The organism is Mycobacterium sp. SMC-18, from assembly GCF_045310895.1.
In the GTDB taxonomy this organism is placed as follows: domain Bacteria; phylum Actinomycetota; class Actinomycetes; order Mycobacteriales; family Mycobacteriaceae; genus Mycobacterium.
The window spans coordinates 1-25,936 of the sequence record NZ_JBJIAL010000026.1; the positions used below are offsets into that span (position 1 = coordinate 1).

Here is a 25,936-nt window from a genome sequence, read left to right on the forward strand (position 1 = left end):
CTCGACTACCGGCCTACCCCTGGTTCCCACCCGCCAATTCTACAATTAATCAACTAATTTACGGCGCAGGACACTAGTGGCGCATTGATTAAGCCCGTTCCTGCGAAACCAACTACGACCGACGCAGAGCGGGTCGGCATGATCATTCACACTCAGCGCAGTGAGTCGTTGTATCCGCTTCTGGCGCCGGTCACGAACGGTCTGCGCCGGAACGCATTCCGGCCATGAGCAGACTCAAGCCGTAGTCGAATCGCGCGTCGAAGTCGAGCAGCTGCACGACGGGGCCGGACGCGAGGTGTGGGAAGTCTCCCGAGCGGACGACACCCTCCAGCGTCTCGGTCTCGCCGCCGGCGGCGCCCTGCTGTTCAAGGACTTCACCAAGGACGTAGCAGAACAGCGAGCTGGCCGCCCACAACGCATGTTCGCGGGCCAGGCCGCCGGCCCGGACACTGCCGACGAGCGTATCGATGAAGGTCAGGTTGGCCCGCTTGGCAGCATAGTTTCCGCCGACGATCCGCGCCCCGTCGCGCTGTGACAGCAGTGCCGAACGCAGACCCCCTGCAAGGCTTTTGACGCGATCGACCCAATCCGGGTGGTCCAGGCGCGCATTGTCGAGCGCCTTCGCCAGGATCGCCTCGGCCATCTCGTCGATGAGGGCGTCCTTGCCGTCGACCAGTCGGTAGATGGTCGGGAGGTGGGCCCGCAGCCGGTCGGCCAGCCGGCGCATGGTCAGCGATTCCAGCCCGGACTCGTTTACCAGTGCCAGGGCTTCCCCGACCACTCGGTCCACCGACAGGTTGGCGAGCGCCACACGATCGGGGCCAGTCGAGGCGGTTGACACGTTAACAATGTTAACACTACGCTCCGACCTGCGATTAACATTGTTAATGCGAAGGAGGGCGTGGCGTGGGCAGCGAACTGGGAGCCGATGGGATTGGCGTCGCGGTCCGGCAACTCCGATGGGAGGCCGACGGTGTGGTGTCCGTGCAATTGCAGCCGCGTTGTGGCGAGCTACTGCCAGCCTGGGAACCCGGAGCGCACATCGATCTGCTCCTGCCCACCGGCATCCAGCGTCAGTACTCGTTGTGCGGGCCGGTCGGTGAGCGCTCGTACTACCGCATCGGGGTGCGCCGGGAACGGACCAGCCACGGCGGCTCCGAGTACGTCCACGCGTTTCTGCGTCCAGGACAACAACTTACGGTCGCCGGCCTGCGGAATACATTCGAGCTGCGTCCGGCCGCCTCGTACATCTTCGTCGCCGGCGGCATCGGCATCACCCCTATCCTCCCGATGCTCCGTCAGGCCGAATCCTGGGGCCTGGACTGGAAACTGCTCTACGGTGGGCACACCGCCGCCTCGATGCCGTTCGCCGACGAACTCGGCGAATACGGAACGCGGGTGAGCTTCTACGCCTCTGACGCCGACGGTCGCATCCCTCTCGGCGAGCATTTCGCTCGGGTTCAGCCCGGGGCGCAGATCTATGCCTGCGGCCCTGCAGCACTGCTGTCGGCGCTGCAGGACGCCACCGCCCATTGGCCGACGGACAGTCTGCATCTCGAGCGCTTCAAACCAGGCAAGCGGACGGCATCCGCAGACGCTCCGGTCGAAGTGGTGTGTGCAGCGTCAGACAGGACCGTCAATGTCGAAGCGGGCCAAAGCATTCTCGCCGCACTCGACAATGCCGGGGTCAAGGTGCCGTCGTCGTGCCGATCCGGGATCTGCGGGGCGTGTGAGACCGCCGTGCTCGAGGGCGTCCCCGACCACCGCGACGACATCCTCTCGGAGTCCGAGCGCGCCGCCAACGACCGCATGTTCATCTGTGTTTCGCGCGCCCAGACTCCCCGACTCGTTCTCGATGCTTAGGTAATCCATGCTGAAATCAACAGGTACAGCGGCAGATTCGTACTCCCCCATCTCCATGGAGCGGGTGAGGGAGATCGTCGGATACCCGGAGAGGTTCATCGCCGAGAAGAAGGAGCCGAAACTCGGTGAATTCTCGGCTCGCTTCATCGCGCACAGCCCGTTCTTCTGCATGGCCACCGTCGGCGCCGACGGTCAGCTGGACACCAGCCCGCGGGGCGACCCACCCGGTTCGGTGCGGATCCTCGACCCGTGGACGCTCGCCATCCCCGACCGGCCGGGCAACAAGCTCGCTGATACCCACGAGAACATCACCGAGCATCCCGCGGTGGGACTGGTCTTCTTCGTGCCGGGCATCCGCGAGGTGATCCGGGTGAACGGGGACGCGTTCGTCACCGATGACCCTGAATTGCTCGAGATGCTCAGCGCCGACGGCAAACCCGCGGTGTTGGCCACCATCGTGCGCATCCGCGAGGTGTTCGGGCAATGCGGCAAGGCCGTCATCCGGGCCAAGCTGTGGGAAGGTGACAGCCGCGGACTGGCCGACGCTGTGACATTAGGCGGGGACTTCTACACCCTCACGATCACCGAGAGCGCGGCGAAGATGGCTGAGAAACTCGGCGACCTGGCGGGGTCACTCCACGCGGTGATCGACGTTCATTACGAGAACGAGTTGTACTGACCTCAGACCGCAACCGGGCAGCTCGGCCACCCGCCGAGAAACCCACGGTGGTGCCCAAGTTGGTCGCACCCAAGCGTCTAGATCACCGGCTGGAGCTGGAATCGGGGCGTTGGTGGCCCCGTGAGTGCCTTGCCTCTTCCGGCTGAGGACTTACGACAGGGCACGCCTAGTGAAACAGACTGAGGTTGAGGCTTGGGAGGGATAAGCCAGGCATGCCCAATGACAGCGGGACCGACAGGTTCACGTTGGGCGCCGGCAAACTCGACAGGTTGATCGGCGGAAAGCCACCCAGGCTCCAATCATCGCCCCAGTCAAGACCGTTGGTGTTGTTACGTGCCGTCTTCCCGGAGCGGGAATGGCCGGCCTGATTGTCCTGGTTGACCGTATCGGGCGAGGCCTGTGCAATGCCGACACCAGTCAGCGAAATAGCGAGCGCAGCGGCTGAAATGACGGTACTTCGGGTGATCAGTTTGATTCTCATGCGGCAGGGACCTCCCTCGATTGGCTGCCGTGCTGGGCAAAACGTAGCCGCCGACTCTGGGAAATCCGTATCGACGTCATAGGAGTCGGCTATGCCTACCCCGGATCCCGAGTTTCCGTATCGTCGCTGTACGGCCGAGGCGCCATACAAAAGCCTCTACCGACTCCAGAAGATACTGTCCAACAACGGTATTCACTGGAATCTAGCACTCACGGAGTCTTGCCAAGAAGATCGACCACATGCGCACGGACTTTGCGACTCCGCGAGTTTCGTTGCCTGACACCCAGCAGCCTGCGCCAGAGCTGCTGGACCGCACCAACTTTCGTTCACCCCAAACAACGGTCCCATTATGGCGTGGCGATTCAGCGGCCAGGACAGACTCGCGACATTCGACCGTGACGATGGTCATGGGTAGGGCCGGCTGTGACTCAAAACCAGCTGTATTCATACGTTTTCGCAAGCAATGTCCTAGAGGTTTGATGGATTCGGCCGATAGCTTCACGTCCGTACTGGGCAGCGGGTCGGGGCCGGCGAAGTTCCCGGGCCACACCGGTCGCACCAGGCACCGAGGTCGCTGCATCTCGGCAATCCCACGGCCTGCCTCACCCGCCATCGGGCCAAATCGCCGCCTGGTTCGGCAAATCGACACCTGGATCGGAGCACATCATCGTCATGACAATCCACTACACCGCTGAAGAGAACCTCGGTCAACCAGCGCGGGTACAGCTACTGCGCCGGGTTCTGGGGTCGGTCAGCGATGCCGCCGAACCCATCGTCGACCTGATGCGCCCTTACGTCGAAGGGCTCGAGAGCCTGCCGGCCGACGGCCGATTTCTGTTGGTGGCGAACCACACTCAGAGCTTCATCGAGGTGCCGCTGATCCTGCACTACGTGCGGCGCGGCATCGGGACGCGGGTGCGGCCGCTGGCAGAGCGGGGTATCGGCAAGATGGGCGGCCCCATGGGAGATGTGGTCGCCGCCGTCGGCGCCGTGGTCGGATCTCCGGAAAACGCCCAGGAATTGATGCGGAACAACGACACAATTCTGGTGTTTCCCGGCGGCGGCCGCGAGCTCGCCAAGTTCAAAGGCGAAGAGAACACCATCAACTGGCTCGGCCGAGCGGGCTTCGCCCGCGAAGCCATCATCGGCGGCTACCCGATCGTGCCGGTGACCCTGGTCGGCGGCGACGACATGTACCAGCATCTGTTCACCCGCGACAGCATGCTGGGCCGGCTCAGCATGACGATCAGCGAGAAGATCACCGGCCGTCCGAACATGCCGATCCCGCTGATGCGAGGGATCGGTCCCACTCTCATCCCACGGCCGCAGCGCATGTACCTGAGGTTCGGTGCCCCCATCACCACGACCAAACCCGCCGATGTCTCCGGTGAGACATGGATCGCCACGGTCAAGGAGACCACCCAGGAAGCGCTGGAAACCAGCTTCGTCGACCTTCTGAGCGTTCGCGCCGCCGACCCCTACCGCGCATTGAATCCGCTGGCGTGGCCCCGTGCCGCACGCCCGGTCAACATGAGCGACGACGCCCGTGGCTAGCCGAGTTCGCACCGAAGGCCGCGCCGGCCTGCTCCCCGGGGAGATGGCACACGCCGCGACGGTCGCTGCGGCCTCAGCAGGCCTGGCGATCTCGACAGCCGTGGTGCCGGTGACGGCATTCCTGGCCTTGGCCGCCGTCGTGCCGATCGGGCTACTCGCTCACCGCCACCGGCTACGGGTATTGATCACCGCTGCCATCGCCGGTGCGATGATCGCATTCCTCATCATTGGTGTGCCCGGCGCCATTACCGTGCTGTCCTGCGCCTACATCGGAGGGCTGGCCGGCATCGTCAAACGCCGCGGCGGCGGTATCGTCACCGTCGCCCTCACCGGTCTCACCGCAGGCGCGGTCCTCGGGACCGTCACAGCCGGCATCTTGCTGGTGCTGACGCCGTTGCGGTCGCTGATCTTCAGCGCCTTGAACGCGACGACGAACGGACTGGTTGCCGCCCTACACGCCGTTCCCGCCCTACGTGACCTCGGCGACGGCTTGGCGCACCTGACCTCGGCCGGATTCAGAGCCTGGCCACTGCTGCTAACCGGCTGGATGGCGGCCGTCGTGACGCTCGTGTCTGTCATCGGCTGGTGGATCATGTCCGGTGTCCTGCGGCGCCTCGGCGGGATCCCCGACGTCCACAACCTCGACCCGCCCCCGGCCGACCTGGCCGGGGCCGCCCCCGCCCCGCTGCCGATGCATCTGGACCACGTCAGCTTCCGGTATCCCGACGCCGAACACGACGCGCTGGCGCCGACCAACTTCACCGTCGATGTCGGCGAGCGTCTCGCCGTGGTCGGTGGCAACGGGTCCGGCAAAAGCACACTGGGACGCATTCTCGCCGGCGCCGAACCCACCACCGGCGCGGTCCACCGGCCCGGTGCAGTCGGCCTGGGCCGCATTGGAGGCACCGCTGTGGTGCTGCAACACCCGGAGACACAGGTGCTGGGTATGCGGGTTGCTGACGACGTCGTCTGGGGCCTGCCCCCGGACACACCAGTGGACGTTGATGCAATCCTGCACCGGGTAGGTCTGGCCGGGATGCGTGAGCGCGCGACAAATGGCCTGTCCGGAGGTGAACTGCAGCGCCTGGCCGTGGCCGCTGCGCTGGCCCGCTCGCCGAAACTTCTGGTAGCCGACGAAATCACCTCAATGGTGGACCCCGAGGGCCGTGAAGCGCTGCTGGCGGTGGTCGACGGCCTGACCGCACACCAGCAAATGTCAGTCGTCGAGATCACCCACTACCGCGACGAAGCCGAGAGCGCCGACTGGGTCATCAGCCTGTCCGGAACCGGAAATGACACCGCAATGGTGTCCACCGTCGCGGCACCCGCTTCAGCCCCGGCCGCTGTCGGTCGCCTGCCCGCGGCAACCGGCGTGCCCGTCCTGCGACTGGACGGCGTCAGCCATCAGTACGCGACGGGCACCCCATGGGCACACACCACGCTGTCCGACATCAACCTCACTGTGCACGAGGGCGATGGCATCTTGATCCACGGCGGCAATGGGTCCGGCAAGTCGACGCTGGCATGGATCATGGCCGGCCTGACAGCGCCCTCCGCAGGATCGGTCCAGATCGATGGCCAACCCGCCGCCGAACAGGTCGGCACGATCGCCATCGCCTTCCAAGCAGCGCGCCTACAACTCATGCGGCCGCGGGTCGATTTGGAAATCGCATCCGCCGCAGGATTCGATGCAGATGAGACGGATCGCATGGTGGCCGCGCTGGCCAGTGTCGGCCTGGACGCCGCACTCGCGCGGCGCCGCGTCGATCAACTCTCCGGCGGACAGCAGCGCCGACTGGTGCTCGCGGGCCTATTGGCCCGCAGGCCCCGGGTGCTGATCCTCGACGAGCCCCTCGCCGGCCTGGATGCTGGCAGCGCACGCGATCTCGTGCAGCTGCTGACCGACCTGCGCCACACCACCGGATTGACGATCATCATGATCTCGCACGACTTCCTCGGCCTGGACCAGTTGTGCCCGCGAGTGCTACGCCTGCACAACGGCGCGATCGAGACTCCAGTGTCGCCCGCGACGGGAGCATCGTCATGACACCCCGTACGCAAGACAAGCCTCGGGGCCCGAGGCCGTTGGTGCTCATGCGACCCGTCCCGGGAACAAGCCCGGTCCACTCGTTGTGGGCCGGCACCAAACTCATCGTCGCCATCGCCGTCGCGGTGATGCTGGCCATCGATCCCAGCCCCCTCCCGATCGCCGCGGTCGGCGTCCTGGACCTGGCGGCCATCTGGCTCGCACGCATCCCGAGGACCGCCTTTCCGTCCGTACCGCCGCCGGTATGGGCAGTCGTCTTGATCGGCTCCGCGATCCTCCTGTCCGCAGGCGGGCCCCCGTTCATCGTCATCACCGGCCTGCATGTGGGACTCGGTGGCCTGCTTCAATTCCTGCAACTTGCGGCATTGACCATCGTGCTGTTGCTCACAGGTGCGGTGCTCTCTTGGACCACTGACGTCGCCGATGTCGCGCCGGCCATCGCGACACTGGGCCGCCCATTGCGCCGACTGGCTATCCCTGTCGACGACCTCGCGGTGGCCCTGGCCTTGGCACTGCGGTCGTTCCCCATGCTGATCGACGAATTCAGGGTCGTGAACGCGGCCCGCACCTTGCGGCCCGCACCAGAGCTGAGCGGGATACGACGGGTGCGACAGCGTATCCGCGACGGTGTCGACCTGATAGCCACCGTCACTGCGATGATGTTTCGCCGCGCCGACGAAATGGGCGATGCGATCGCCGCCCGAGGTGGAACCGGACAACTCACCGCCGGCCGCACCAAACTCCGCCGGTCCGATTGGGTAGCACTGGCGATCGCCGGCGCCGTCTGCGCCACTGCCCTCGGTCTCGATGTGACCATGGGCGGCATCGGCGGTCCGCCGGGCCGTCACTAGGGTTGGGGACCAGCCTGCGCGGGCATCCCTGGATATCACCGGTACTCAGCGATCAATGAATCACGTTGTTGCCGAACGTCTTTCGTCTCGATGCGCCTTCTGGCCGCTCGGTGCACCGCCACATCCGCCGGATATCGGCGTATCCAATCGCGGAAGGTGATCACTCCGCGATTGTCGAAGAGTTTTTATGAATTCCCGGCCGCGATGATTATTCGTTCTCCGATTACGCCGTCGCCGAACGCGCGACGGTCACCAATCGCTTTACCCGGTCAGACGGACGGAAGACGACAGCCAAAACTGATACGACGGCCCTAATCGACCGACAGTTTCTGCCTATGTTCGCCGACTACCGTCGATTCCGTCGCCCACCGAATTTGGCAGAGGAGAAGGACATCGTGAAGAAGTCACGTCTAGTAGTCGGATCAGTGGCCGTATGTGCCGGATTGGCCTTCAGCGCAATCGGATTCGAAACGGCAACGGCCGGCGCGATGCCACCGCCCCCACCCGGACCGGGAGCCCCGGGGGCACCGGGAGGGTGTGTTCTGCTGCTGCCGTGTGTCGGTCCACCTGCGCCCCCGCCTCCAGCGCTTGGAGTACCGAACATTCTCGGGATTCCATTGCTTCCACCGCTATAGGCCGACGGTGAAAATGGGAGGCCTGGATCGATCTCCTGATCCAGGCCTCCCGCATTCGTTCGACCAAATGAATGGACGACGCGCAGGGGGTTTCATGAACCCGACTGCTGGTACTTCCTAGAGATGCCCGACGAGATGCGGCGGACCAAGCAAGTACTCCCGGGCCAAGGCGGGACCCGACCGATGTTGGGGAAGTCACGCCAGACAATCAACAATCAACTACCACCTGAACGCTGTGTTTCATAGGTCATCCATAGGTCAACCACAGATCGTCGCTAATCCGGTTGGCAACAATGACGCGATGCGACACTCGCCAGACGCCTACGAGGCGACCCGTCGGCCACAAGCCACCGGCCCTGCAGCTCCGGCCCCGATGACTCGCCACGACGGCAGCCCGATCGAGGTGCTCGTGGTCGACGATGAACCGGCACTCGGCGACCTGGTCGCCATGGCGCTGCGCTACGAGGGCTGGCTCGTCACGGCAGCATGCGACGGTGCATCGGCCATCAAAAAGGCCGCCGACGAGAAACCCGACATCGTGGTGCTCGACATCATGTTGCCCGACATGAGTGGCCTCGACGTGCTCCACGAACTGCACCGCATCCGCCCAGAACTACCAGTGCTGCTGCTCACCGCGAAAGACACCATCGAAGATCGCATCGCTGGATTGTCCGCGGGCGGAGACGATTACGTCACGAAGCCGTTCAACGTCGAAGAAATGGTCCTCCGCATGCGGGCACTGGTTCGCCGGTCCGGCATCGGGTTTGCCGCCGACAGTGCTCAACTCGTCGTCGGCGATCTGGTGCTGGACGAAGACAGCCGCGAAGTAACCCGTGCGGGAGCGGAAATCAATTTGACCGCAACTGAATTCGAAGTTCTTCGGTTGATGATGAACAACCCGAGACGGGTACTTACCAAAGCCCAGATCCTCCGCGCCGTATGGGACTGGGATTTCGAGGGCCGCTCCAACGTTGTCGAGCTGTACATCTCGTACCTCCGCAAGAAGATCGATGCCGACCGCACGCCCATGATCCAAACGGTCCGCGGGATCGGCTATGTCCTCAAACCTCAGTGACATCGTGGTGGCGGACCCTGCCCCATCATCGCGATGTCGCTGGAATTGCGCGCCGCGTACATGGACGTTGCGGAGCCGCCTGATCGTCGTGGTTGCGGTGCTCGGAGCAGGACTGTGCACCGCTGTCGGAGCCGCCACCCTGGTTGCGCTCCGGCACTTCCTCATCAACCAACTCGACAGCCAGGTTTCCGACGCCGAATCGCGGTCCGTAACGTTCTTTGAGTTCGGACCGCCGCCATTCCTGCGATTCTCCGGTCCCGGGCCGATGTTTCTCGATGCGCCCGGTCAATCGGCAGGCACCGTGGGCGCCATCATTTCGGGGCCCGGTCAGAGTCAGGCGGCAGTCATCATGACCAGCGGCGATCGGCGCTCCGTCAGCCCTGCGGCACTGACACAGCTAGAGCGAGTTCCCCAGGGGCACAAGGTGAGTGCCTACCTCGACGGTCTGGGCCTTTACCGCCTTACCGCGCAGCAGTCCCGGGATACGGTTGTGGTGGCAGGCCTGCCAGTATCGGGAGTACAACAGACGCTGGGATCGGTCACCTGGATGATCGGTGGGTTCTCTGCGGTGGCGCTGGCGGCGGCGATCGCCGCTGGGAGCGCGATGATTCGCCGTGAGCTCGTCCCGCTGTCACGGATGTCCGAAGCCGCGCAACACGTTGCCGAACTTCCGTTACACGAAGGCGACGTACGACTTCCGTCCCAGATCGAACCGGTCAACGCCGACGCTGCGCATACAGAGGTGGGCCGGCTGGGCACCGCCCTCAACCGCATGGTCGACCGGGTAGCCGACGGATTGGCCACCCGCCACGCAAGCGAGACCCGCGTACGCCAGTTCGTCGCCGACGCCAGTCACGAATTGCGTACGCCGCTGGCCTCCATCCAGGGCTACACCGAGGTGGCACGGCGTTTGGTGGCCGAGAGGCCTGATGCGCGACGCGACGATCTGGTCTACGCGCTCACCCGGGTCCACGCCGAGTCCCGGCGCATGAGCCAGTTGGTCGAGGACATGCTGCTGCTGGCCCGGCTGGACGCCGGCCGCCCACTCGAGAACAACGACGTCGACCTATCCCAAATGGTCATCGACGCCGTGAGCGACGCCCACATGGCGGGGCCTGAACATCGTTGGGCCCTAGACCTTCCAGACCAGCCTGTCGTTGTGGTCGGTGACCGCCAGCGGCTGCACCAGGTACTGGCCAACCTGCTATCGAACGCCCGCGTCCACACCCCCGCCGGCACCAAGGTGGCCACCACACTCGCCGTGGGCGACGACGGATCAACAACACTGACGGTGGTCGACAGCGGCCCCGGAATTCCGCCCGATCTACTGCCGGAAATCTTCGAACGCTTCGCCCGCGGCGACGAATCCCGCTCACGAGCGGCAGGCAGCACCGGCCTCGGATTGTCCATCGCCCAGGCGGTAGCTCAAGCCCACGGCGGCACAATCTCAGTCAACAGCGGCCCGAACGGGTCTGCGTTCACGGTGACGCTGCCGGCACGCGGCACACAGTCATAGCCGCGCCCCACAGTTGCCCAACGATCTTCCCAGGTAAGTCACAGAAGATGAGCGCATGCTGCAGAACCCGACGTTGCATCCGGCACGACTGCCGCAGGCCGCTCGTTCACAGTCCGACCCGCGGTGGGCGCGCACAGCGCTCGCCGGCCTATTGGCGGCCACCGCGGTCTTGTGGACCGTGACTCTCGGCCGAATGGGTTGGGCCAACGCCTTTTACGCCGCGGCCGTGCAGGCAGGCGCGCAGAGCTGGAAGGCATTCCTGTTCGGCTCGTCGGATGCCGAAAACTCCATCACCGTGGACAAGCCGCCCGCATCGCTGTGGCCGATGGAGCTCAGCGCCCGAATCTTCGGCGTCAACACCTGGTCGATACTGCTACCACAAGTGCTGATCGGCCTCGCCTCCGTCGCGCTGCTGTATGTGATCGTCCGCCGGCAATTCGGTGCGGTCGCGGGCCTGATCGCCGGCGGCGCACTGGCTTTGACGCCTGTGGCCACCCTGATGTTTCGCTACAACAATCCGGATGCCCTGCTGGTGTTGCTCATGATCGGCGCGGTTGGCGCCCTACTGCGCGCCGTCGAGGACGGCCGCACGCGGTGGCTGGCGTTTTGCGGCGCACTGATCGGATTCGGTTTTCTGACAAAGCAATTGCAAGTCATGCTCGTGGTACCCGCGTTGGTCCTCACCTATCTGATCGCCGGGCCGACCCGGCTGCGTACCCGGGGGCTGCAACTGATCGCAGCGCTGCTGTCGATGGTCGCGGCGGGCGGTTGGTGGGTAGCCCTGGTCGAGTTGATCCCGAGCCGCAGCCGGCCCTACATCGGTGGTTCGACCGACAACAGCTTCCTGAACCTGACGTTCGGATACAACGGAATATCTCGGCTCAGTGGCAGCCACGGCGGATTACCGGAGCTACCCGCCGGCGCGGAGTTGCCGCCAGGTAGTAAGCACGGCGGCTTCCCATTCGGTTCCGATCCCAACATCCTGCGGTTGTTCACGGGCGCGTCCGGGGCACAGATATCGTGGCTTCTGCCGGCCGCTCTGATCTTCCTCGTCGCGGGAATAATCCTGTGCGGCAGGGCGTCCAGAACCGAGCCGCAGCGAGCTCAGTACCTGGTCTGGGGCGGCTGGCTGCTCGGCACCGGCGTCATCTTCAGCTTCATGTCCGGCCTCTATCACGACTACTACACGATGGCGCTCTCCCCCGCCATTGCCGCACTGGTCGGCATCGGAGCCACCGAGCTTTGGCGACGCCGAGCCACCATGTGGATCGGTCTCACCCTGGCAGCGACGATTGCACTGACCACGGGCTGGTCTTGGGTACTGCTGAACCGCACACCGGATTTCGCGCCGTGGCTGCGTTGGCCGGTGGCGGTGATCGGCGCCGGCGCCGCGCTGATCCTCGTAGCCGATGTACTGCGCGGCATCCCGTTCGGATCGTGGGCGGCCCCACTTGCTGTCGTCGCAGTGCTGGCCGGTCCGCTGGCCTACTGTGTAGAGACCGTAGCCACCCCGCACAACGGCGGTATCGTGACGGCCGGCCCGCAGCTCAGCAGCCAGCACTTCCCCAGCATGCCACCCGGCTTCGATACCGCATCGAGCACGCGGCTGGAACAGCTGCTCGAAGCGAACGCAGACAACTACCAGTGGGTGGCGGCCACCAACGGCGCCAATGACGCCGCCACTTACCAGTTGGCGACCGGCCACGCGGTGATGCCGATCGGCGGTTTTGGGGGCATGGACCCATCACCGACCCTGGCGCAGTTCCAGCAGTACGCCGCCCAGGGGCGGATTCACTACTACATTGCCTCCCGCGGCCCCAGATTTCCCGGCGGACAAAGCGGGGCGCAGACCGAGGGCGACAAGATCGCCGACTGGGTGAAACAGAGTTTCACCGCCGCCACCGTCGACGGTGTGACCTACTACGACCTCACCGCGGACCAACACAGCGCACCCTAGGCAGGAATTGTCCAATACCGTTGTCGGATAACCGGAGAAATCAGCACCCGTGGTGTGTGCTGACTACGTCAGGCCGTGTCCGGCCGGATTGGGACCACGCTGACTCAGGACGGCAGCAACCGCCGCACCGACGCCTGCGCCCACACTCACCGACGCGATCACCAATAATGCCATCCTGGCCAGGCGATGCATCCTGTACTGCTTGGGCATATGCGCATCTCCCCACTGTGAAACAAGCTGCCAGGCGCCGACTTTAGCCCACGTCGTTGGGGCCAGCCGAACTCGCGACATTTGCGAATTCTGTCCTACGCGGGCAATTTCGCGCCTGTACATGACGAAGCGCTCATTACCTAGCGCGTACATAATACGTTCTGCGCCAAATGATTACACAACCATGTGCGCCGATTATCCGGTCGGCGCCTGATCCTCAACAATTGGACCAGCAGGGTCATAACCGCCACGCGCGCCTCAATATCCATATCTGGGTGATACAAGATCCATAGAAATTCCCAAGGTCAAACCTCGCGCACGCTCATGCCGACCTGGACGGCCAAAACAAGCAGCTCCACCGGGGAGTGAAGACCGATTGGTCAAAATCAATGCAGCGCAACAGGACTGCACAAGGGGTGCGACACGCGAGAGACCGGGAGGACTGGTCGCTCGCGTGTCGCACTAATTGAGATGATGCCGGAAGGTCATCACCGATAACCAACAGGCTGTCGCGGGCCCATTGGCGAATCCAGCCTATGACCTCCTGCTATGCACGAGCTGTCGTGCGCATAGGAAATGACAATCAGAATTGTAGTCACGACAGGAATCCGCGCGATGAACTGCCCGCCACTGCGTGCAGAGAACGCCGGCACGCGCTCGGTCGCCACTTCCGAGTACGGGGATAAGGGCTGAGCCACTGAAGGTTTCGGAAGGATCGCAGGCCACGTCGATGTTGACGTACCTCGCTGCGGAATTATCCGCAGTTGATCTCGGTGTCATGTATGGCGACCTCGGCGGGTCTGTTCCACACGTTGAATCAGACTGTGCATAAACGTGTTTCGAAGTCGCTGCCCATATCGGCGACGATGACATGAGGTGTGCATGACACAAAATGGCGGCGGCGCAGCACGCGATTTCACACGCGCTGCGCCGCCTGGACAGTTTGTCAGGGAATCCTCTTGATCACCGAGGTGGCGGAGGCGGCGGCGGGCACGGAGCGGGTGGCGGTGCGCACTGGCTTGGCGGCGGCAGGGGCGGACCGGCATTGGCCACACCTGCACCGAGCAGGCTGGCGGTCAATCCAAGCCCGGTGATGAATGCGGCGGCGCCGACATACTTGGGCCGACGTGTGATTGAGCTGGACATGTAGCTCCCTTCCTAGGTGAATCAGTCTGTCCTGCAACGACTGTAGTGCACAAGGTGGTCTGCGGAACGTCATCGGACCTGTGGCATCCATATGCATTTTCAGGCTCACCACTGAGATGAATTGATAGAAAACCCACAACGCCAGCGGGGCGCGACAGCCGGTATGCCGACCCATAATGGAGCCATGGCACCGATCGAACGTCTCAAGGCGGGCCGTCCGTCGGCAGCAACAACCGCCGCCAACCGTCAGCGCATTCTGCGTGCAGCGCGAGAGACGTTCATTGAATTCGGTTATACCACCGCGACATTCGATGTCATTGCAACACGGGCTGGCTTGTCCAGACCGGCACTGCACTATCACTTTGCCAACAAATCGGAGTTGTACCGCGACGCCATCGACCGCCCAGCGGTCGATGTAATGGCGGCAGCGGCCGCTACGGCCCGACGCTCGAAAACGTTGCCCGCACAGCTTGTCAGCTTCTTTTCAACGGCCCTGGGCGCCGACGACCCTGGCCAGTGCAACGCCCAACTTGTTGCCGCCGCCGTTCGCGAATCGGTTCGCAATGAAACACGAATCGTCACTGACCGCTCGGTGCTTCGTATGGCCCGGGCGTTCATCTCGTCGGCAATGCGTGAGGCTATCGATCGAGGCGAGCTCAGCGATGAGATCAACATCATCGATGCCGTCGAAACGATGGTCGCGGTTCTTTGCGGTATCGCCGCTTACCCCTCGGCGGTTGGCCCTGCCGACAACCTTCCGGCCATCGTGAGTACTTTCGAACTGCTGATCACCGACAGACTCCTCGCCGGTTGACACGTCGCACCGGCCTACAGAGCTGCAAACGCCACCTGCGCATGAGCGACGGTCCGGCCGCCAGCCGCAGTTGCGCTTGTGTCACGGTTGACATGATTCACATACGAAAACCCCACAAGTACAACATCATTCGGCCCTATCCTGCCTAGATCATCATCGGCGCTGAATCAACGACCAAGGCATTACCAGGACGGGAAAGAACTGTTGACAACATTGAAATGCGGCTTCGTGATGAGCATCTGTGCGGTCGTGGCGTTGTCCGTCGGAGCTGCGCCCTCACGCGCGGATCTAGACAACCAGCTGAGCTTGGTGGACGGCCTCGATCGCACCTTGACGGTGCAGCAGTGGGACACGTTCCTCAACGGTGTATTTCCGTTGGACCGCAACCGGCTGACACGTGAGTGGTTCCACTCCGGCCGCGCCACCTACAAGTGTGATGGCAACGGCTGCGGCCAGTTCACCGGCACGTTGGAGTTGGGCTATCAGATCGGCTTCCCGTGGGCCCTGGGCGTAGGCATCAACTTCAGCTACACCACGCCGAACATTCTCCTCGACGATGTCAATCCCGGCACATTCAACAGTAGCGGGAGCGGCGGTGGCGGCATCATCACACCAAACCTGTTGCCGGGTGTGTCGATCTCCGCCGATCTAGGCAACGGCCCGGGTATCCAGGAAGTCGCGACGTTCTCGGTGGACGTTTCCGGCCCGACGGGTTCAGTGGCGGTGTCCAACGCGCACGGCACTGTGACCGGTGCAGCCGGCGGCGTGCTCTTGCGGCCCTTTGCTCGCCTGATCGCCAAGACCGGTGACTCGGTGACCACCTACGGTGAACCCTGGAACATGAACTAACCGGGCAGCCATCGAGGCATGGAGGCGCTGGATGAGGAATACACGGCCCAGAAGATGCCCGGACGCGCCTTGGCCGCCGAGATGAGTCGGTCGAGGGAACGGGGCGAGTTCGAAGATCAAATGAATCCCCAGCGGAGTAGCGGAGCCGCCAAACGAGCGGCATTCAGACGGGGTTGTGCGCCGAGATCGCCAGCCCGCCAGCGGGACTCAGTCCGTGACGAGCGGGTCGACCACCCGGCCGCGTCCCGGTTGCACCTGCGGCAACCGGGCTACGCGCCGGGCGGTCGAGTCGCTGCACCAGGATCAGAACGGCGGAGGCGGGAGTAGTGGGCCGCCCGGGGCCGGCGGAGCCCCTGGACCCGGAGGAGGAGCGAGGCCGGGTCCACCGGGCGGCGGGGGCGCACCGGGCCCCGGCGGCAGGATGCCCGGCCCGGGCGGTGGGGGCGGCTGCGCGCCGGCCACGGCCGCGGTAAATCCGGCGCCCGTGCCCATCAGCGCGACCGCCAGCAATGCGACCGCTGCACGATGACGTGACTTGTGCTGCTTCGACATTCACATACCTCCTCTTCTGCGGAACTACTTACAGTCGCCGACACTAGCTCATTCAATCGACTGAAATGAATTGTCTAATCGCGGTAACATCGTGCGTTGAAACGTTATATCGCAAACCGTGCAGCTACTTCTACGATTGCCGGTTCAAGCTCTAATTAGCCTTGCTACCAGTCGATTTGGTCGGACGGTGCCGTAGCACAGCAACACAATATTGTTCATCGGAATGGGTAAATATTCGGAGTTCGCGCTTTTCCGACGCTCCTCTCCGCTGCATATTCATATTGTCGCGATACGCGATCCATACGAATTCCCCAGGATTGGAATCGCATTTGAGCCGAGTACGACTCAACGTCGTGAGCACAATGCAAGCAGCGTTATTTTTGCCAGACGGAGGTGTCGGTTGACTGTCAAAGTCGCGCGGCGCCGTGCGGCGTCTGCACTCGCGTACGTCGTGGCACGCGATAGGCACGGTGCACTCCGCAGCGCACGACGGGCGACTTCTCGCTTCGAGGCCCTTACGGGTCATCCGAGCGCTCTTCCCGCCAGTTGGAGGGGAAGTCTGGCCAGATGGCGGATAACAGCGGAGCGGCCCGACGCGGCACACTCGGTCCTGAACAGCCTCACGGCATCTCTGGAGGCAATGGCCGGAGCACGATCGGCGTCGCGTCAAGAACCAGGAGGCCACGGACGCGCCGCGCGAACCCACGACCTGCCACGCGATTGCTTAGTTGACCTTTTGCAGTGCAAACGGTCGAACCCGGCACCGTTGGAGATTTCGTAATGCGCGTCGCCACGGAGAAAAGCAACCCCTGCTCCCCTCACTTTCAACATATAGCGCACCCCGGGGCTTGTGGCAAGACCCCCCCTCATGCTCCAGAATCGCTGGGCTGCAACGTAACTGCAGCTCGATCGTCTTGAGGGGGACGCATGACGAACATTGACGTGATCATCGTGGGCGCAGGACCGACCGGTCTGACGCTCGCCACCGAACTCTGCCTGACCGGGATCAAACCGCTTGTCCTGGAGCGACTCACCGACATTCGCGAGGTCGCCAAAGCCGGCGGCATCGGCGGCCAGATCCTCAACCTGCTGCGCTACCGCGAACTCGGTGACCTGCTCAATGACGCGGCCGGCCCGCCCGTCACCGCCAAACTCCCGTTCGGCGGCATCCACGTCGATCTCACCCAGCTCGACGAGTCGCCGATCAGGTGCAGCGGCTCCCCCAGCCTCGGCTCGAAGCCCTCCTGCAGGACTACGCACGCAGCCTCGGCGTCGAGGTCCGGCGCGGCCAGGAGGTCGTCGGTCTGCAGCAGGACGACGACGCCGTGCATCTCGAGGTCCGCGGTCCGGATGGTCCGTACCGCATCATCGCGCATTACGTCGTGGGCTGCGACGGGGTACGGAGCCGGGTGCGGGAACTGGCCGGCATCGGCTTCCCGGGCATCGTCTACCCCGAGATCCACCGGATGGCCACCGTCACGTGGCCGCGCGAGATCACCGCCCGCGACGACGGCGACTACGACGTCCCGGGCTATGGCCGCCTGCCGTGGGGCTACAGCCAGACCGAGGGCGGCATCTTCGCCATCGCGTCGTCAGAGCCCGGATGGTTGGGCCTGTACACCAGCGAGGCTCCCGACCACGACTACGACGATGACGACCCGATGACGCTGGACGAATTCCGCGCCAGCGTCCGTCGCGTGCTCGGCGTGGACTTCCCGCTCGGCGAGCCAAAGCGGCTGACCCGCTTCACGTACGCGGCCCGGCACACCGAGCGCTACGTGTCGGGCCGGGTGCTGCTGGCCGGTGACACGGCGCACCAGATTCCGACGGGCGGCGTCGCGGTATCGGCCGGGATGCTCGACGGGGTGAACCTCGCGTGGAAGCTCGCCGCCACGCTCCATGGCTGGGCACCGCCCGGCCTGCTCGAGACCTACCACTCCGAACGGCACCTCGCCGGCGAACGCCTGCTGCTGCACGCGCAGGCCCAGGTGTCGTTGCGGCGGGGCCACGACCCGGCCGACGAGGCGCTGCGAAAAGTGTTCACTGAGTTGCTCTCCGACGCGCCCGCGCTTGCGCGCGTCGGCGCGATGATCGCCGCGTCCGACGTCCGGTATCCGATGCCCGGCGCGCAGCCGCACCCGCTGGCCGGGACGTTCGCGTCGCACCTGCCCGACGACGTCGTGGCGGCCCTGCGCGCGGCGCGACCTGTCTTCGTCGGACCACCCGAGCTGTGCGACGTCGCGGCACCGTGGGTGGATCGCGTCGACATCCTCAGGGGCCAGGCCGACGCCCTGCTGATTCGCCCGGATGCACACATCGCGTGGGCCGGCGCCTCGGATGCGGGGCTGCGGGACGCACTCACGTATTGGTTCGGCGATCCGCGATGAATATTCGCGCCCGCACCGGTCTACCCAGTGAACGCAACCATCAGGAGGCAACATGACCGAGCAGACCGCCCTGCCGCCAGTGGTCGACCAGGACACCTGGCGGGCCGCCCTCGACGACCTGCGCCGCCGCGAAAAGGCCGCGACGCGCGAATTCGACGCCATCGCCGCACAACGGCGCCGGCTGCCGATGGTCGAGCTGCCCGACTACACCCTGATCGGCGCCGAGGGGCCGGTGCGGCTGGCTGACGTCTTCGACGGCAAGTCCCAGCTGATCGTCTACAACCACATGTGGACCGACGGCGCCGAGTGGCAGTGCTCGGGTTGCACCGGCTTCACCTCGCAGTTCACCCGCCTCGATTTCCTGGCCAATTACGACGCCCGCTTCGTCATCGTCACCAACGGGCCCATCGAGGAAGCCTTGGCCTACAAGGCCAAAGTGGGCAACAAGATGGAGTGGTACTCGTCGTCGGAGAGCAGCTTCGGGTCGGACATGGGCGCCGCGCCCGGCACGGGTTTCGCCGTCAATGTGTTTCTGCGACACGGCGATACGGTGTACCGCACCTGGCACACCGACGGCCGCGGTTGCGAGCAGCTGGGCCACAGTTTCGCGTTGATCGACGTTCTGCCCTACGGCCGCCAGGAGCAGTGGCAGGATTCGCCCGAAGGCTGGCCCCAGTCGCCGACATACTCCAAATGGGCCAGTTCACAGGACATTGCCCGCGCATACGGATCGAACGCAGAGAACGGACAGAACCGATGACCAGCAGCTCGACGACCCAGGAACGCTTCGTCGCCACCCGCACCATCGCCGCACCGCCCGCGGCGGTGTTCGCGGTGCTGGCCAACCCGGCGCGGCACAAGGAGACCGAACCGGGCGACTGGGTCCGCGACGCCGTCGACGCCGCACCGATCACCGGTACCGGCCAGGTCTTCGCCATGAACATGTACCTGGACCAGGCCGGCGGGGACTACGTCACGTACAACCTGGTGACGGATTTCGAGCCCGACAGGACCGTCGGCTGGGCGACCGGCAGTCTGGACGAGTCGGGACAGCACGTCCCGGGCGGTTGGTGGTGGCGCTACGACCTGACCCCGAATGGCGACGGCACCGATGTCACCCTCACGTACGACTGGACCGAGACACCGCAGGCCTTCCGCGACCAGATCGGCGGCATGCCGCCGTTCCCGCTCGGGTTCATCGAGGAGTCGCTCGCCGCACTCGACCGCGCCGTCACCGGGTAGGGGCCGCCTCGCCCGCGCTGCGCGACAACGCTTGCACGACAACGGATTGTCACACATGCACGGGCGAGGCGGTGCCCTCACCGAACCGAGGGTACGGGCAAAAGCGTCGGCCGTTCACCGAGTCGACTCCGAATGGCCAGGCGAGAACCGTTTTGGTCCTGCGCGTTTCCCGCGTACGCTTGGTCCATCGGCGGTACTTCGTCGCGTGGCGGGTCAAAGCCACGCCGTCGCCGATTCGAAGTAGTTTGACCGATTCGCGGTCAAGGCAGGAGCGTCGAAATGACGCCGCAACATGACCGCACGACCCACGCTCAGCGCACGTCGCCGAAGCAGACTCCACGATTGCGGTTGAAGCCCAAGGCTCCCCACAGTGGATATGTCGACGGGGCGTGGTGGCCGCACACCCGCAACCTGAGCACCGAGCTGCCCGACCTGCTGGCCGTCTTGTCGGTGCGCCTCGGACAGATCGACCGGGTGCTCTACAACGTCGGCGAGTGGTCGGCCGCCCCCACCAAACTCGCGGCAGGCGGGCGGCGGGTGCGCCTCGACGGCTATCAGCGCCAGCCGATCAACACCGTTGAGGTGGTTGGTCTCGATCGCAACCGGATCGTGCTCCTGACCGTGCCCGTCGATACGGCTCCGGCAGAAGCCCATTGCGCGCTTATGAGTGCCGCGCAGCCCAATGACCACACGACGGTGTCGGGCATTTTCGCAGCCGCGCAGCACGCGGACTAGCGGTTCATCGCTTCTTGCGCTGAATCACAACAGATTTGGATGCGGACGTTCGCATCCATGTTCAAAAAGAAAGTAGTAGTCACATGACCGAAGGAACCGTGAAGTGGTTCAACGACGCTAAAGGCTTCGGCTTCATCTCCCCGACGGCGGTGCACCCGATGTTTTCGTACATCACACCGAAATCCTGGGCGCCGGCTTCCGCTCACTGGAGGAGAACCAGCGAGTGAAGTTCGATGTCACCCAGGGCAATAAGGGCCCGCAGGCCGTCGGCGTCACCACGCTCTGATTCCCGCGGAAATTCTGGACTGACGCACCACGCGTCAGTCCAGAACCTTTCCCGAAACACGTTGCCGCCGTGCGGCTGTCAGGATTTCCTCGGCGGTCTCCAGCATCGCGTCCTCACCGCGACGCGGGTCTACCGGCTGACCGGCAGCGCGGCGCAGCACCATGCCGGCGAGCGTGTTGTTGGTCGTGCTGGGCACGATCAACAGGGTGGCGGTGGCTTCGCACCCTTCCACGGTCATGATGTGCTGCGCGCGTCCACGCCAGGCCTGCCAATTGAGGTTCGGCGGATTGTGCAGGGGCGACCAGTTGATGCCGACCTCCGCGATCTTCCCGAGACGGTCATCGAGAACCGCCATCAGGCCCCCGAATTCGTCGGCCAGGACTCCCGTGTACGGCCACCAGGCCCCGTCGATCCGACGACCGAGCTTGTCGGACAGGCACAGCCGGACGGGCTTGTCGGCGCGGATCCGTTGCGCGACGTACGCCATCAGGTCACCACCGCATGCTGAAGCCCACTGGTGCGCCATCCCATGAAAAGTCCTAACGGTCGGTGCCGCGATCACCCACCGGCAGAATCACGTAGAGACCACGCTGCCAATGACTTCGAGCGGAGCCGCCAAGCAACATCTGACGCGGCTCTACCTATGACGCTACGCCGCATGCGCGGCCGCCGCGCCGCGCAACCGTCAGTCGCTGTACTCCGCGGTCCCGTCTTCGAGCACCAGCCGGGCGTTGCTGCCGTCGGCCGCAGCGGCCTCGGTACGGAACACCGCGTGCCCAGGCTCGGTGCGCCACACCGATGTCGTCAACGTCTCGCCGGGGAACACCGGGGATGTGAAGCGCGCGCCGACGGCCTTGATCTTGGCGGCGTCACCGCCGGCGAGCTCGGTGACCAGGACGCGGCCGGCGACGCCGTAGGTGCACAGGCCGTGCAGGATCGGCTTCGGGAAGCCGGCGAGGGTCTGCGCGAACCACGGGTCGCTGTGCAGCGGGTTCCGGTCGCCGGAGAGCCGGTAGATCAGCGGCTGATCCTCGGTGGTGGGCAGCGCCACGACGGCGTCGGCCGGGCGATCCGGGATCTCCGGCGCGGCGGCCCGCTCCCCTGGCTGCCCGCCGAATCCACCCTCACCGCGGATCACCGCGGTCGACCAGGATTCGGCGATCACATTCCCGCTGTCGTCCGTGGCGGTGCCCTTGAACGTCAGGATGGCGTTCTTGCCCTCGCCCTTGTCCTGGATGTCGACCACCTCGGAGCTGACGTTGAATCGGCCCGACGGCGGCAGCGGCGCGTGCAGCCGAATCTGCTGGCTGCCGTGCAGCAGCTTGCCGAAGTTGAAGCTGCCGACCTCCCCGACAGCGCCCCAGGCCGGGCAGCAGATCACCGCGTAGGTGGGCAGCACCTGCTGGTCGATGCCATGGCTGTTCTCCGTGGTGAACGCCAAATCCTTCGTCCCGCAACCCACTCCGAGTGCGTAGAGCAGGGTGTCGCGCTCGGTCCACTCGAAAGGCTGCGGTGCGGTCTTGGCTCCGATGGCATTGGGGTTGATCGGCATTCGGCGGTTCTCCCTCAGAAGTCGGTGTGACAAATTCGGACCATACGCGCTATTGACCTGAACCCGCGACAGGTTCACGATGACTCGCATGCGATATGTCGTTACCGGCGGTACCGGGTTTATTGGCCGCCGCGTCGTCAGCCGGATTCTGGCTCAGTACGACGAAGCCGAAGTGTTCGTTCTCGTTCGTCGGGCCTCGTTGGCTCGCTTCGAAGAACTGGCCGCGGACTGGGGTGACCGGGCGAAACCCCTGGTCGGCGACCTCACCTCCGCAGGTCTGGGCCTGGCCGATCTGGCTGATCTGGGTCCGATCGATCATGTGGTGCACTGCGCCGCGATCTATGACATGACCGTCGACGCCGCTACTCAGCAGGCCGCCAACGTCGAAGGGACTCGCGCGGTGATCGAGTTGACGCGCGGCCTCGGTGCGACGCTGCACCACGTGTCGTCGATCGCGGTGGCCGGCAATTACCGGGGCGTTTTCACGGAGGACGACTTCGATGTCTCCCAGGAGCTGCCGACGCCGTACCACCAGACCAAGTTCGAAGCCGAGCAACTGGTGCGCGCCACCGCGGGTCTGCGGCACCGGATCTACCGGCCTGCCGTCGTCGTCGGCGACTCCCGGACCGGCGAGATGGACAAGGTCGACGGGCCGTATTACTTCTTCGGGGTGCTGTCGCGACTGGCAGCACTGCCGAAATTCACGCCGATGATGGTGCCCGACACCGGCCGTACCAACATCGTGCCGGTGGACTACGTGGTCGACGCGCTGGTGGCGCTGATGCATGCCGAGGGACGCGACGGCCAGACCTTCCATCTGACCTCGCCGAATCCCATTGGGCTCAAGGACATCTACCGCGGCGTCGCGCAGGAAGCCGGCTTGCCGCCACTGCGTGGCACCTTGCCGAAGGCCACTGCGGCTCCGGTGCTCAAGGCCACCGGGCGGGCCAAGGTCCTGCGCAACATGGCGGCCATCCAGTTGGGCATCCCCGGTGAGGTGCTCGATGTCGTCGACCTGGCGCCGTCGTTCGCCTCCGAGGCCACTGTCGCAGCATTGCAGGGCACCGGCATCGTCTTACCCGAATTCGCTTCCTACGCACCGAAACTCTGGCGGTACTGGGCCGAACACCTGGACCCGGACCGGGCCCGCCGTGATGATCCGCGCGGTCCGCTGGTCGGGCGCAACGTGATCATCACGGGTGCCTCGAGCGGTATCGGCCGGGCCTCGGCCATCGCCGTCGCCGAGCGCGGCGGGCGGGTGTTCGCGCTGGCGCGCAGCGCCGACGCCCTCGATGAGCTGGTGGCGGAGATTCGCCAATTCGGCGGCGAGGCCTACGCTTTCACGTGCGATGTCGCCGACGGCAGTTCGGTGGAACACACCGTCAAGGACATCCTCGGCCAGTTCGATCACGTCGACTATCTGGTGAACAACGCCGGCCGCTCGATCCGCCGGTCGGTCGTCAACTCGACCGACCGCTTCCACGACTATGAGCGCGTGATGGCGGTCAACTACTTCGGCGCCGTGCGAATGACCCTGGCGCTGCTGCCACACTGGCGCGAACGCCGGTTCGGTCACGTGGTCAACGTGTCGAGCGCCGGGGTGCAGGCCAACAGCCCGAAGTACAGCGCCTATCTGCCGAGCAAGGCCGCGCTGGACGCGTTCTCGGAAGTGGTTGGCACCGAGACCCTTTCGGACCACATCACGTTCACCAACATCCACATGCCGTTGGTGGAGACCCCCATGATCGCGCCGTCGAAGCGGTTGAACCCCATGCCGCCGATCACCGCGGAGCACGCCGCGGCAATGGTGGTGCGCGGCCTGGTCGAGAAGCCGGCCCGGATCGACACCCCGATGGGCACGCTGGGTGATCTCGGAAACTACTTCACACCCAAGCTGTCTCGCCGCGTGCTGCACCAGTTGTACCTCGGCTACCCGGATTCGGCAGCGGCCCGCGGTGTCGCCGAAACCCAGCCGCCGGTTGATCGTCCGGATCGCCCGCGCACACCGCGTCGACCCAAGCGGCCCCTCGCAGCCGGCAAGGTCCGGGTGCCCCGTCCGGTCAAGACCGCGGTACGGCTGATCCCCGGCGTGCACTGGTAGACACCGATACAGACGGCGACACCTGGTCCCAGCAATGGGGCTCGGACCAGGTGTCGCGGTGTCGAGGTCAGACCAATTCGTACGCCGGGTCCCGGTGCAGGGTCGAGTCGATGCCCTCTTCCTCCTCTTCCGCCGAGATCCGCAGCCCCATCATCTTCTTGATGACAAGCGCGATGACGAGGGCCACCGTGAACGAGTAGGCCAGGACCGACCCCGCGGCGACGGCCTGCTTGAGCAGCAGGTCTGCGCCGCCGCCGTACAGCAGTCCGTTGACGCCGTTGGGCATGCCCGAGCTGGCGAAGAAACCGATCAGCAGGGTGCCGACGATGCCGCCGACGAGGTGGACGCCGACGACGTCGGTCGAGTCGTCATAGCCGAACTTGTGCTTGAGCCCGATGGCGAACGGGCAGATCACCGCCGGGATGAAGCCGACGAAGATGGCGCCGACCGGGGTGACGGCACCACACGCGGGAGTGATGGCGACCAGACCGGTGATGGCGCCCGAGGCGGCGCCGATGCCGGTGACGTGGCCGTCCTTGAACTTCTCCACCAGGAGCCAGCCCAGCGTGGCCGCACACGTCGCGACGAACGACGTGACCATGACGATCGCCGCCGGCTTGCCGGCGGACAGCGCCGAGCCACCGTTGAACGCGTACCAACCGGCCCACAGCAGACCGGCGCCGAGCAGGATGAGCGGCACGTTGTGCGGCTTACGTGACGACCAGGTCGCCGAGCGGCCGAGCACCAGCGCCACCGCGAGCGCAGCCGCGCCCGCGTTGATGTGGACCGCCGTGCCACCGGCGAAGTCGATGGCGTGCAGCTTGTTGGCGATCCAGCCGCCCTTGGCGTCACTCGTGACGACGCCGTCGACCGCGAAAACCCAATGGGCGACCGGGAAGTAGACCAGAATTGCCCACGCCGTCGCGAACGTCATCCAGGCCGCGAACTTCATCCGGTCCGCGGCGGCACCCGAGACGATCGCCACGGTCAGCGCCGCGAAGAGCGCCTGGAACAGCGCGAACAAGCTGACCGGCAGGCCGTTGATGGTGGTCATCGGGTCCAGGAGGTTCTTCATCCCCGCGAACTCGGTGATGCTCCCGACGAATCCGCCATAGGAAGTGCCGAACGCCATGGAGAAGCCGAACAGCACCCACAGCACTCCGACGACCGCCACGGCGCCGTACGTCATCATCATCATGTTGGTCGAACTCTTCACACTGACCATGCCGCCGTAGAACAGGGCCAGCCCCGGGATCATGATGGTGAGCCCAATGATGCAACAGAGCATGAATGCTGTTGTTCCGGTATCCATTTCGCCTCCTCGCAAGTTCGGGGCACAGGCTATGCCCGTCTCGGGACAGTAGACATCGTTTTCTTTGCGTAGACGAGATGGTGCGCGTAACA

Annotated in this window: 20 protein-coding genes and 2 pseudogenes; 17 read left to right on the forward strand and 5 right to left on the reverse strand. The window is 64.8% G+C overall.

Annotated elements, in window-relative coordinates; all coding sequences use genetic code 11:
- Positions 1–190 precede the first annotated feature (190 nt).
- Positions 191–841: a TetR/AcrR family transcriptional regulator C-terminal domain-containing protein gene (locus tag ACJH6J_RS20420; protein WP_244872785.1), complete on the reverse strand. Its 651-nt coding sequence runs from the start codon at positions 839–841 to the stop codon at positions 191–193.
- A gap of 65 nt (positions 842–906) precedes the next feature.
- Here ACJH6J_RS20420 and ACJH6J_RS20425 point away from each other — a divergent pair, with 65 nt between their 5' ends.
- Entirely contained in the window at positions 907–1,863 is a 957-nt protein-coding gene (locus tag ACJH6J_RS20425) for a PDR/VanB family oxidoreductase (RefSeq protein ID WP_346414539.1), read from the forward strand.
- A gap of 7 nt (positions 1,864–1,870) precedes the next feature.
- On the forward strand, positions 1,871–2,542 hold the full coding sequence (locus tag ACJH6J_RS20430) for an MSMEG_1061 family FMN-dependent PPOX-type flavoprotein (protein ID WP_406776074.1): 672 nt from the start codon (positions 1,871–1,873) through the stop codon (positions 2,540–2,542).
- A gap of 166 nt (positions 2,543–2,708) precedes the next feature.
- Here the strand turns inward: ACJH6J_RS20430 and ACJH6J_RS20435 are convergent, their stop codons facing one another.
- On the reverse strand, positions 2,709–3,023 hold the full coding sequence (locus ACJH6J_RS20435; protein ID WP_212806792.1) for a hypothetical protein: 315 nt from the start codon (positions 3,021–3,023) through the stop codon (positions 2,709–2,711).
- Positions 3,024–3,695: 672 nt separating this feature from the next.
- Here ACJH6J_RS20435 and ACJH6J_RS20440 point away from each other — a divergent pair.
- The 14 genes and pseudogenes from ACJH6J_RS20440 (at position 3,696) to ACJH6J_RS20505 (ending at position 20,879) form a co-directional block, all read left to right on the forward strand.
- Positions 3,696–4,577, forward strand: a complete 882-nt coding sequence (locus tag ACJH6J_RS20440) for a 1-acyl-sn-glycerol-3-phosphate acyltransferase (RefSeq protein WP_212806793.1) — start codon at positions 3,696–3,698, stop codon at positions 4,575–4,577.
- A gap of 43 nt (positions 4,578–4,620) precedes the next feature.
- On the forward strand, positions 4,621–6,624 hold the full coding sequence (locus ACJH6J_RS20445; protein ID WP_406776088.1) for an ATP-binding cassette domain-containing protein: 2,004 nt from the start codon (positions 4,621–4,623) through the stop codon (positions 6,622–6,624).
- Between the two features lie 47 nt (positions 6,625–6,671).
- Positions 6,672–7,475, forward strand: coding sequence for an energy-coupling factor transporter transmembrane component T family protein (locus ACJH6J_RS20450; RefSeq protein WP_406804462.1), 804 nt, complete (start codon positions 6,672–6,674; stop codon positions 7,473–7,475).
- A 1,008-nt stretch (positions 7,476–8,483) separates the two neighbouring features.
- Positions 8,484–9,185: a response regulator transcription factor gene (locus tag ACJH6J_RS20455; RefSeq protein WP_212814657.1), complete on the forward strand. Its 702-nt coding sequence runs from the start codon at positions 8,484–8,486 to the stop codon at positions 9,183–9,185.
- Between the two features lie 97 nt (positions 9,186–9,282).
- Positions 9,283–10,701: a cell wall metabolism sensor histidine kinase WalK gene (locus ACJH6J_RS20460; protein ID WP_244881341.1), complete on the forward strand. Its 1,419-nt coding sequence runs from the start codon at positions 9,283–9,285 to the stop codon at positions 10,699–10,701.
- A 55-nt stretch (positions 10,702–10,756) separates the two neighbouring features.
- Positions 10,757–12,658, forward strand: a complete 1,902-nt coding sequence (locus ACJH6J_RS20465) for a glycosyltransferase family 39 protein (protein WP_212806796.1) — start codon at positions 10,757–10,759, stop codon at positions 12,656–12,658.
- Between the two features lie 1,540 nt (positions 12,659–14,198).
- On the forward strand, positions 14,199–14,828 hold the full coding sequence (locus ACJH6J_RS20470; protein ID WP_212806797.1) for a TetR/AcrR family transcriptional regulator: 630 nt from the start codon (positions 14,199–14,201) through the stop codon (positions 14,826–14,828).
- A gap of 231 nt (positions 14,829–15,059) precedes the next feature.
- Positions 15,060–15,677, forward strand: coding sequence for an MspA family porin (locus tag ACJH6J_RS20475; protein ID WP_212806798.1), 618 nt, complete (start codon positions 15,060–15,062; stop codon positions 15,675–15,677).
- A 1,479-nt stretch (positions 15,678–17,156) separates the two neighbouring features.
- Positions 17,157–17,312: pseudogene (locus ACJH6J_RS20480) on the forward strand (FAD-dependent monooxygenase); the annotation flags it as partial.
- A 125-nt stretch (positions 17,313–17,437) separates the two neighbouring features.
- A complete protein-coding gene (locus tag ACJH6J_RS20485; protein ID WP_256445375.1) occupies positions 17,438–18,616 on the forward strand; it encodes an FAD-dependent monooxygenase in 1,179 nt (392 codons plus the stop codon).
- Positions 18,617–18,668: 52 nt separating this feature from the next.
- On the forward strand, positions 18,669–19,376 hold the full coding sequence (locus ACJH6J_RS20490) for a DUF899 family protein (RefSeq protein WP_212806800.1): 708 nt from the start codon (positions 18,669–18,671) through the stop codon (positions 19,374–19,376).
- Entirely contained in the window at positions 19,373–19,858 is a 486-nt protein-coding gene (locus tag ACJH6J_RS20495) for an SRPBCC family protein (protein ID WP_212806801.1), read from the forward strand. Before ACJH6J_RS20490 ends, ACJH6J_RS20495 begins: the two co-directional genes overlap by 4 nt.
- 279 nt (positions 19,859–20,137) lie before the next feature.
- On the forward strand, positions 20,138–20,593 hold the full coding sequence (locus ACJH6J_RS20500) for a DUF5994 family protein (RefSeq protein WP_212806802.1): 456 nt from the start codon (positions 20,138–20,140) through the stop codon (positions 20,591–20,593).
- 83 nt (positions 20,594–20,676) lie between these two features.
- Positions 20,677–20,879 (forward strand): annotated as a pseudogene (locus ACJH6J_RS20505) (cold-shock protein).
- Between the two features lie 34 nt (positions 20,880–20,913).
- Here ACJH6J_RS20505 and ACJH6J_RS20510 read toward each other — a convergent pair.
- Positions 20,914–21,366: a DUF5994 family protein gene (locus tag ACJH6J_RS20510; protein WP_212806803.1), complete on the reverse strand. Its 453-nt coding sequence runs from the start codon at positions 21,364–21,366 to the stop codon at positions 20,914–20,916.
- Positions 21,367–21,564: 198 nt separating this feature from the next.
- Positions 21,565–22,431: a MaoC family dehydratase gene (locus ACJH6J_RS20515; protein ID WP_212806804.1), complete on the reverse strand. Its 867-nt coding sequence runs from the start codon at positions 22,429–22,431 to the stop codon at positions 21,565–21,567.
- Positions 22,432–22,519: 88 nt separating this feature from the next.
- On the opposite strand from ACJH6J_RS20515, the gene ACJH6J_RS20520 reads away from it, so the two are divergent.
- Positions 22,520–24,532 carry an SDR family oxidoreductase gene (locus ACJH6J_RS20520; protein ID WP_212806805.1) on the forward strand — a complete coding sequence of 671 codons (2,013 nt, stop codon included), beginning with the start codon at positions 22,520–22,522 and terminating at the stop codon, positions 24,530–24,532.
- A gap of 67 nt (positions 24,533–24,599) precedes the next feature.
- Here the strand turns inward: ACJH6J_RS20520 and ACJH6J_RS20525 are convergent, their stop codons facing one another.
- The gene (locus ACJH6J_RS20525) at positions 24,600–25,844 is read right to left on the reverse strand and encodes an ammonium transporter (RefSeq protein ID WP_406804463.1); all 1,245 of its coding nucleotides are present in this window, start codon (positions 25,842–25,844) and stop codon (positions 24,600–24,602) included.
- Between the last annotated feature and the right edge of the window lie 92 nt (positions 25,845–25,936).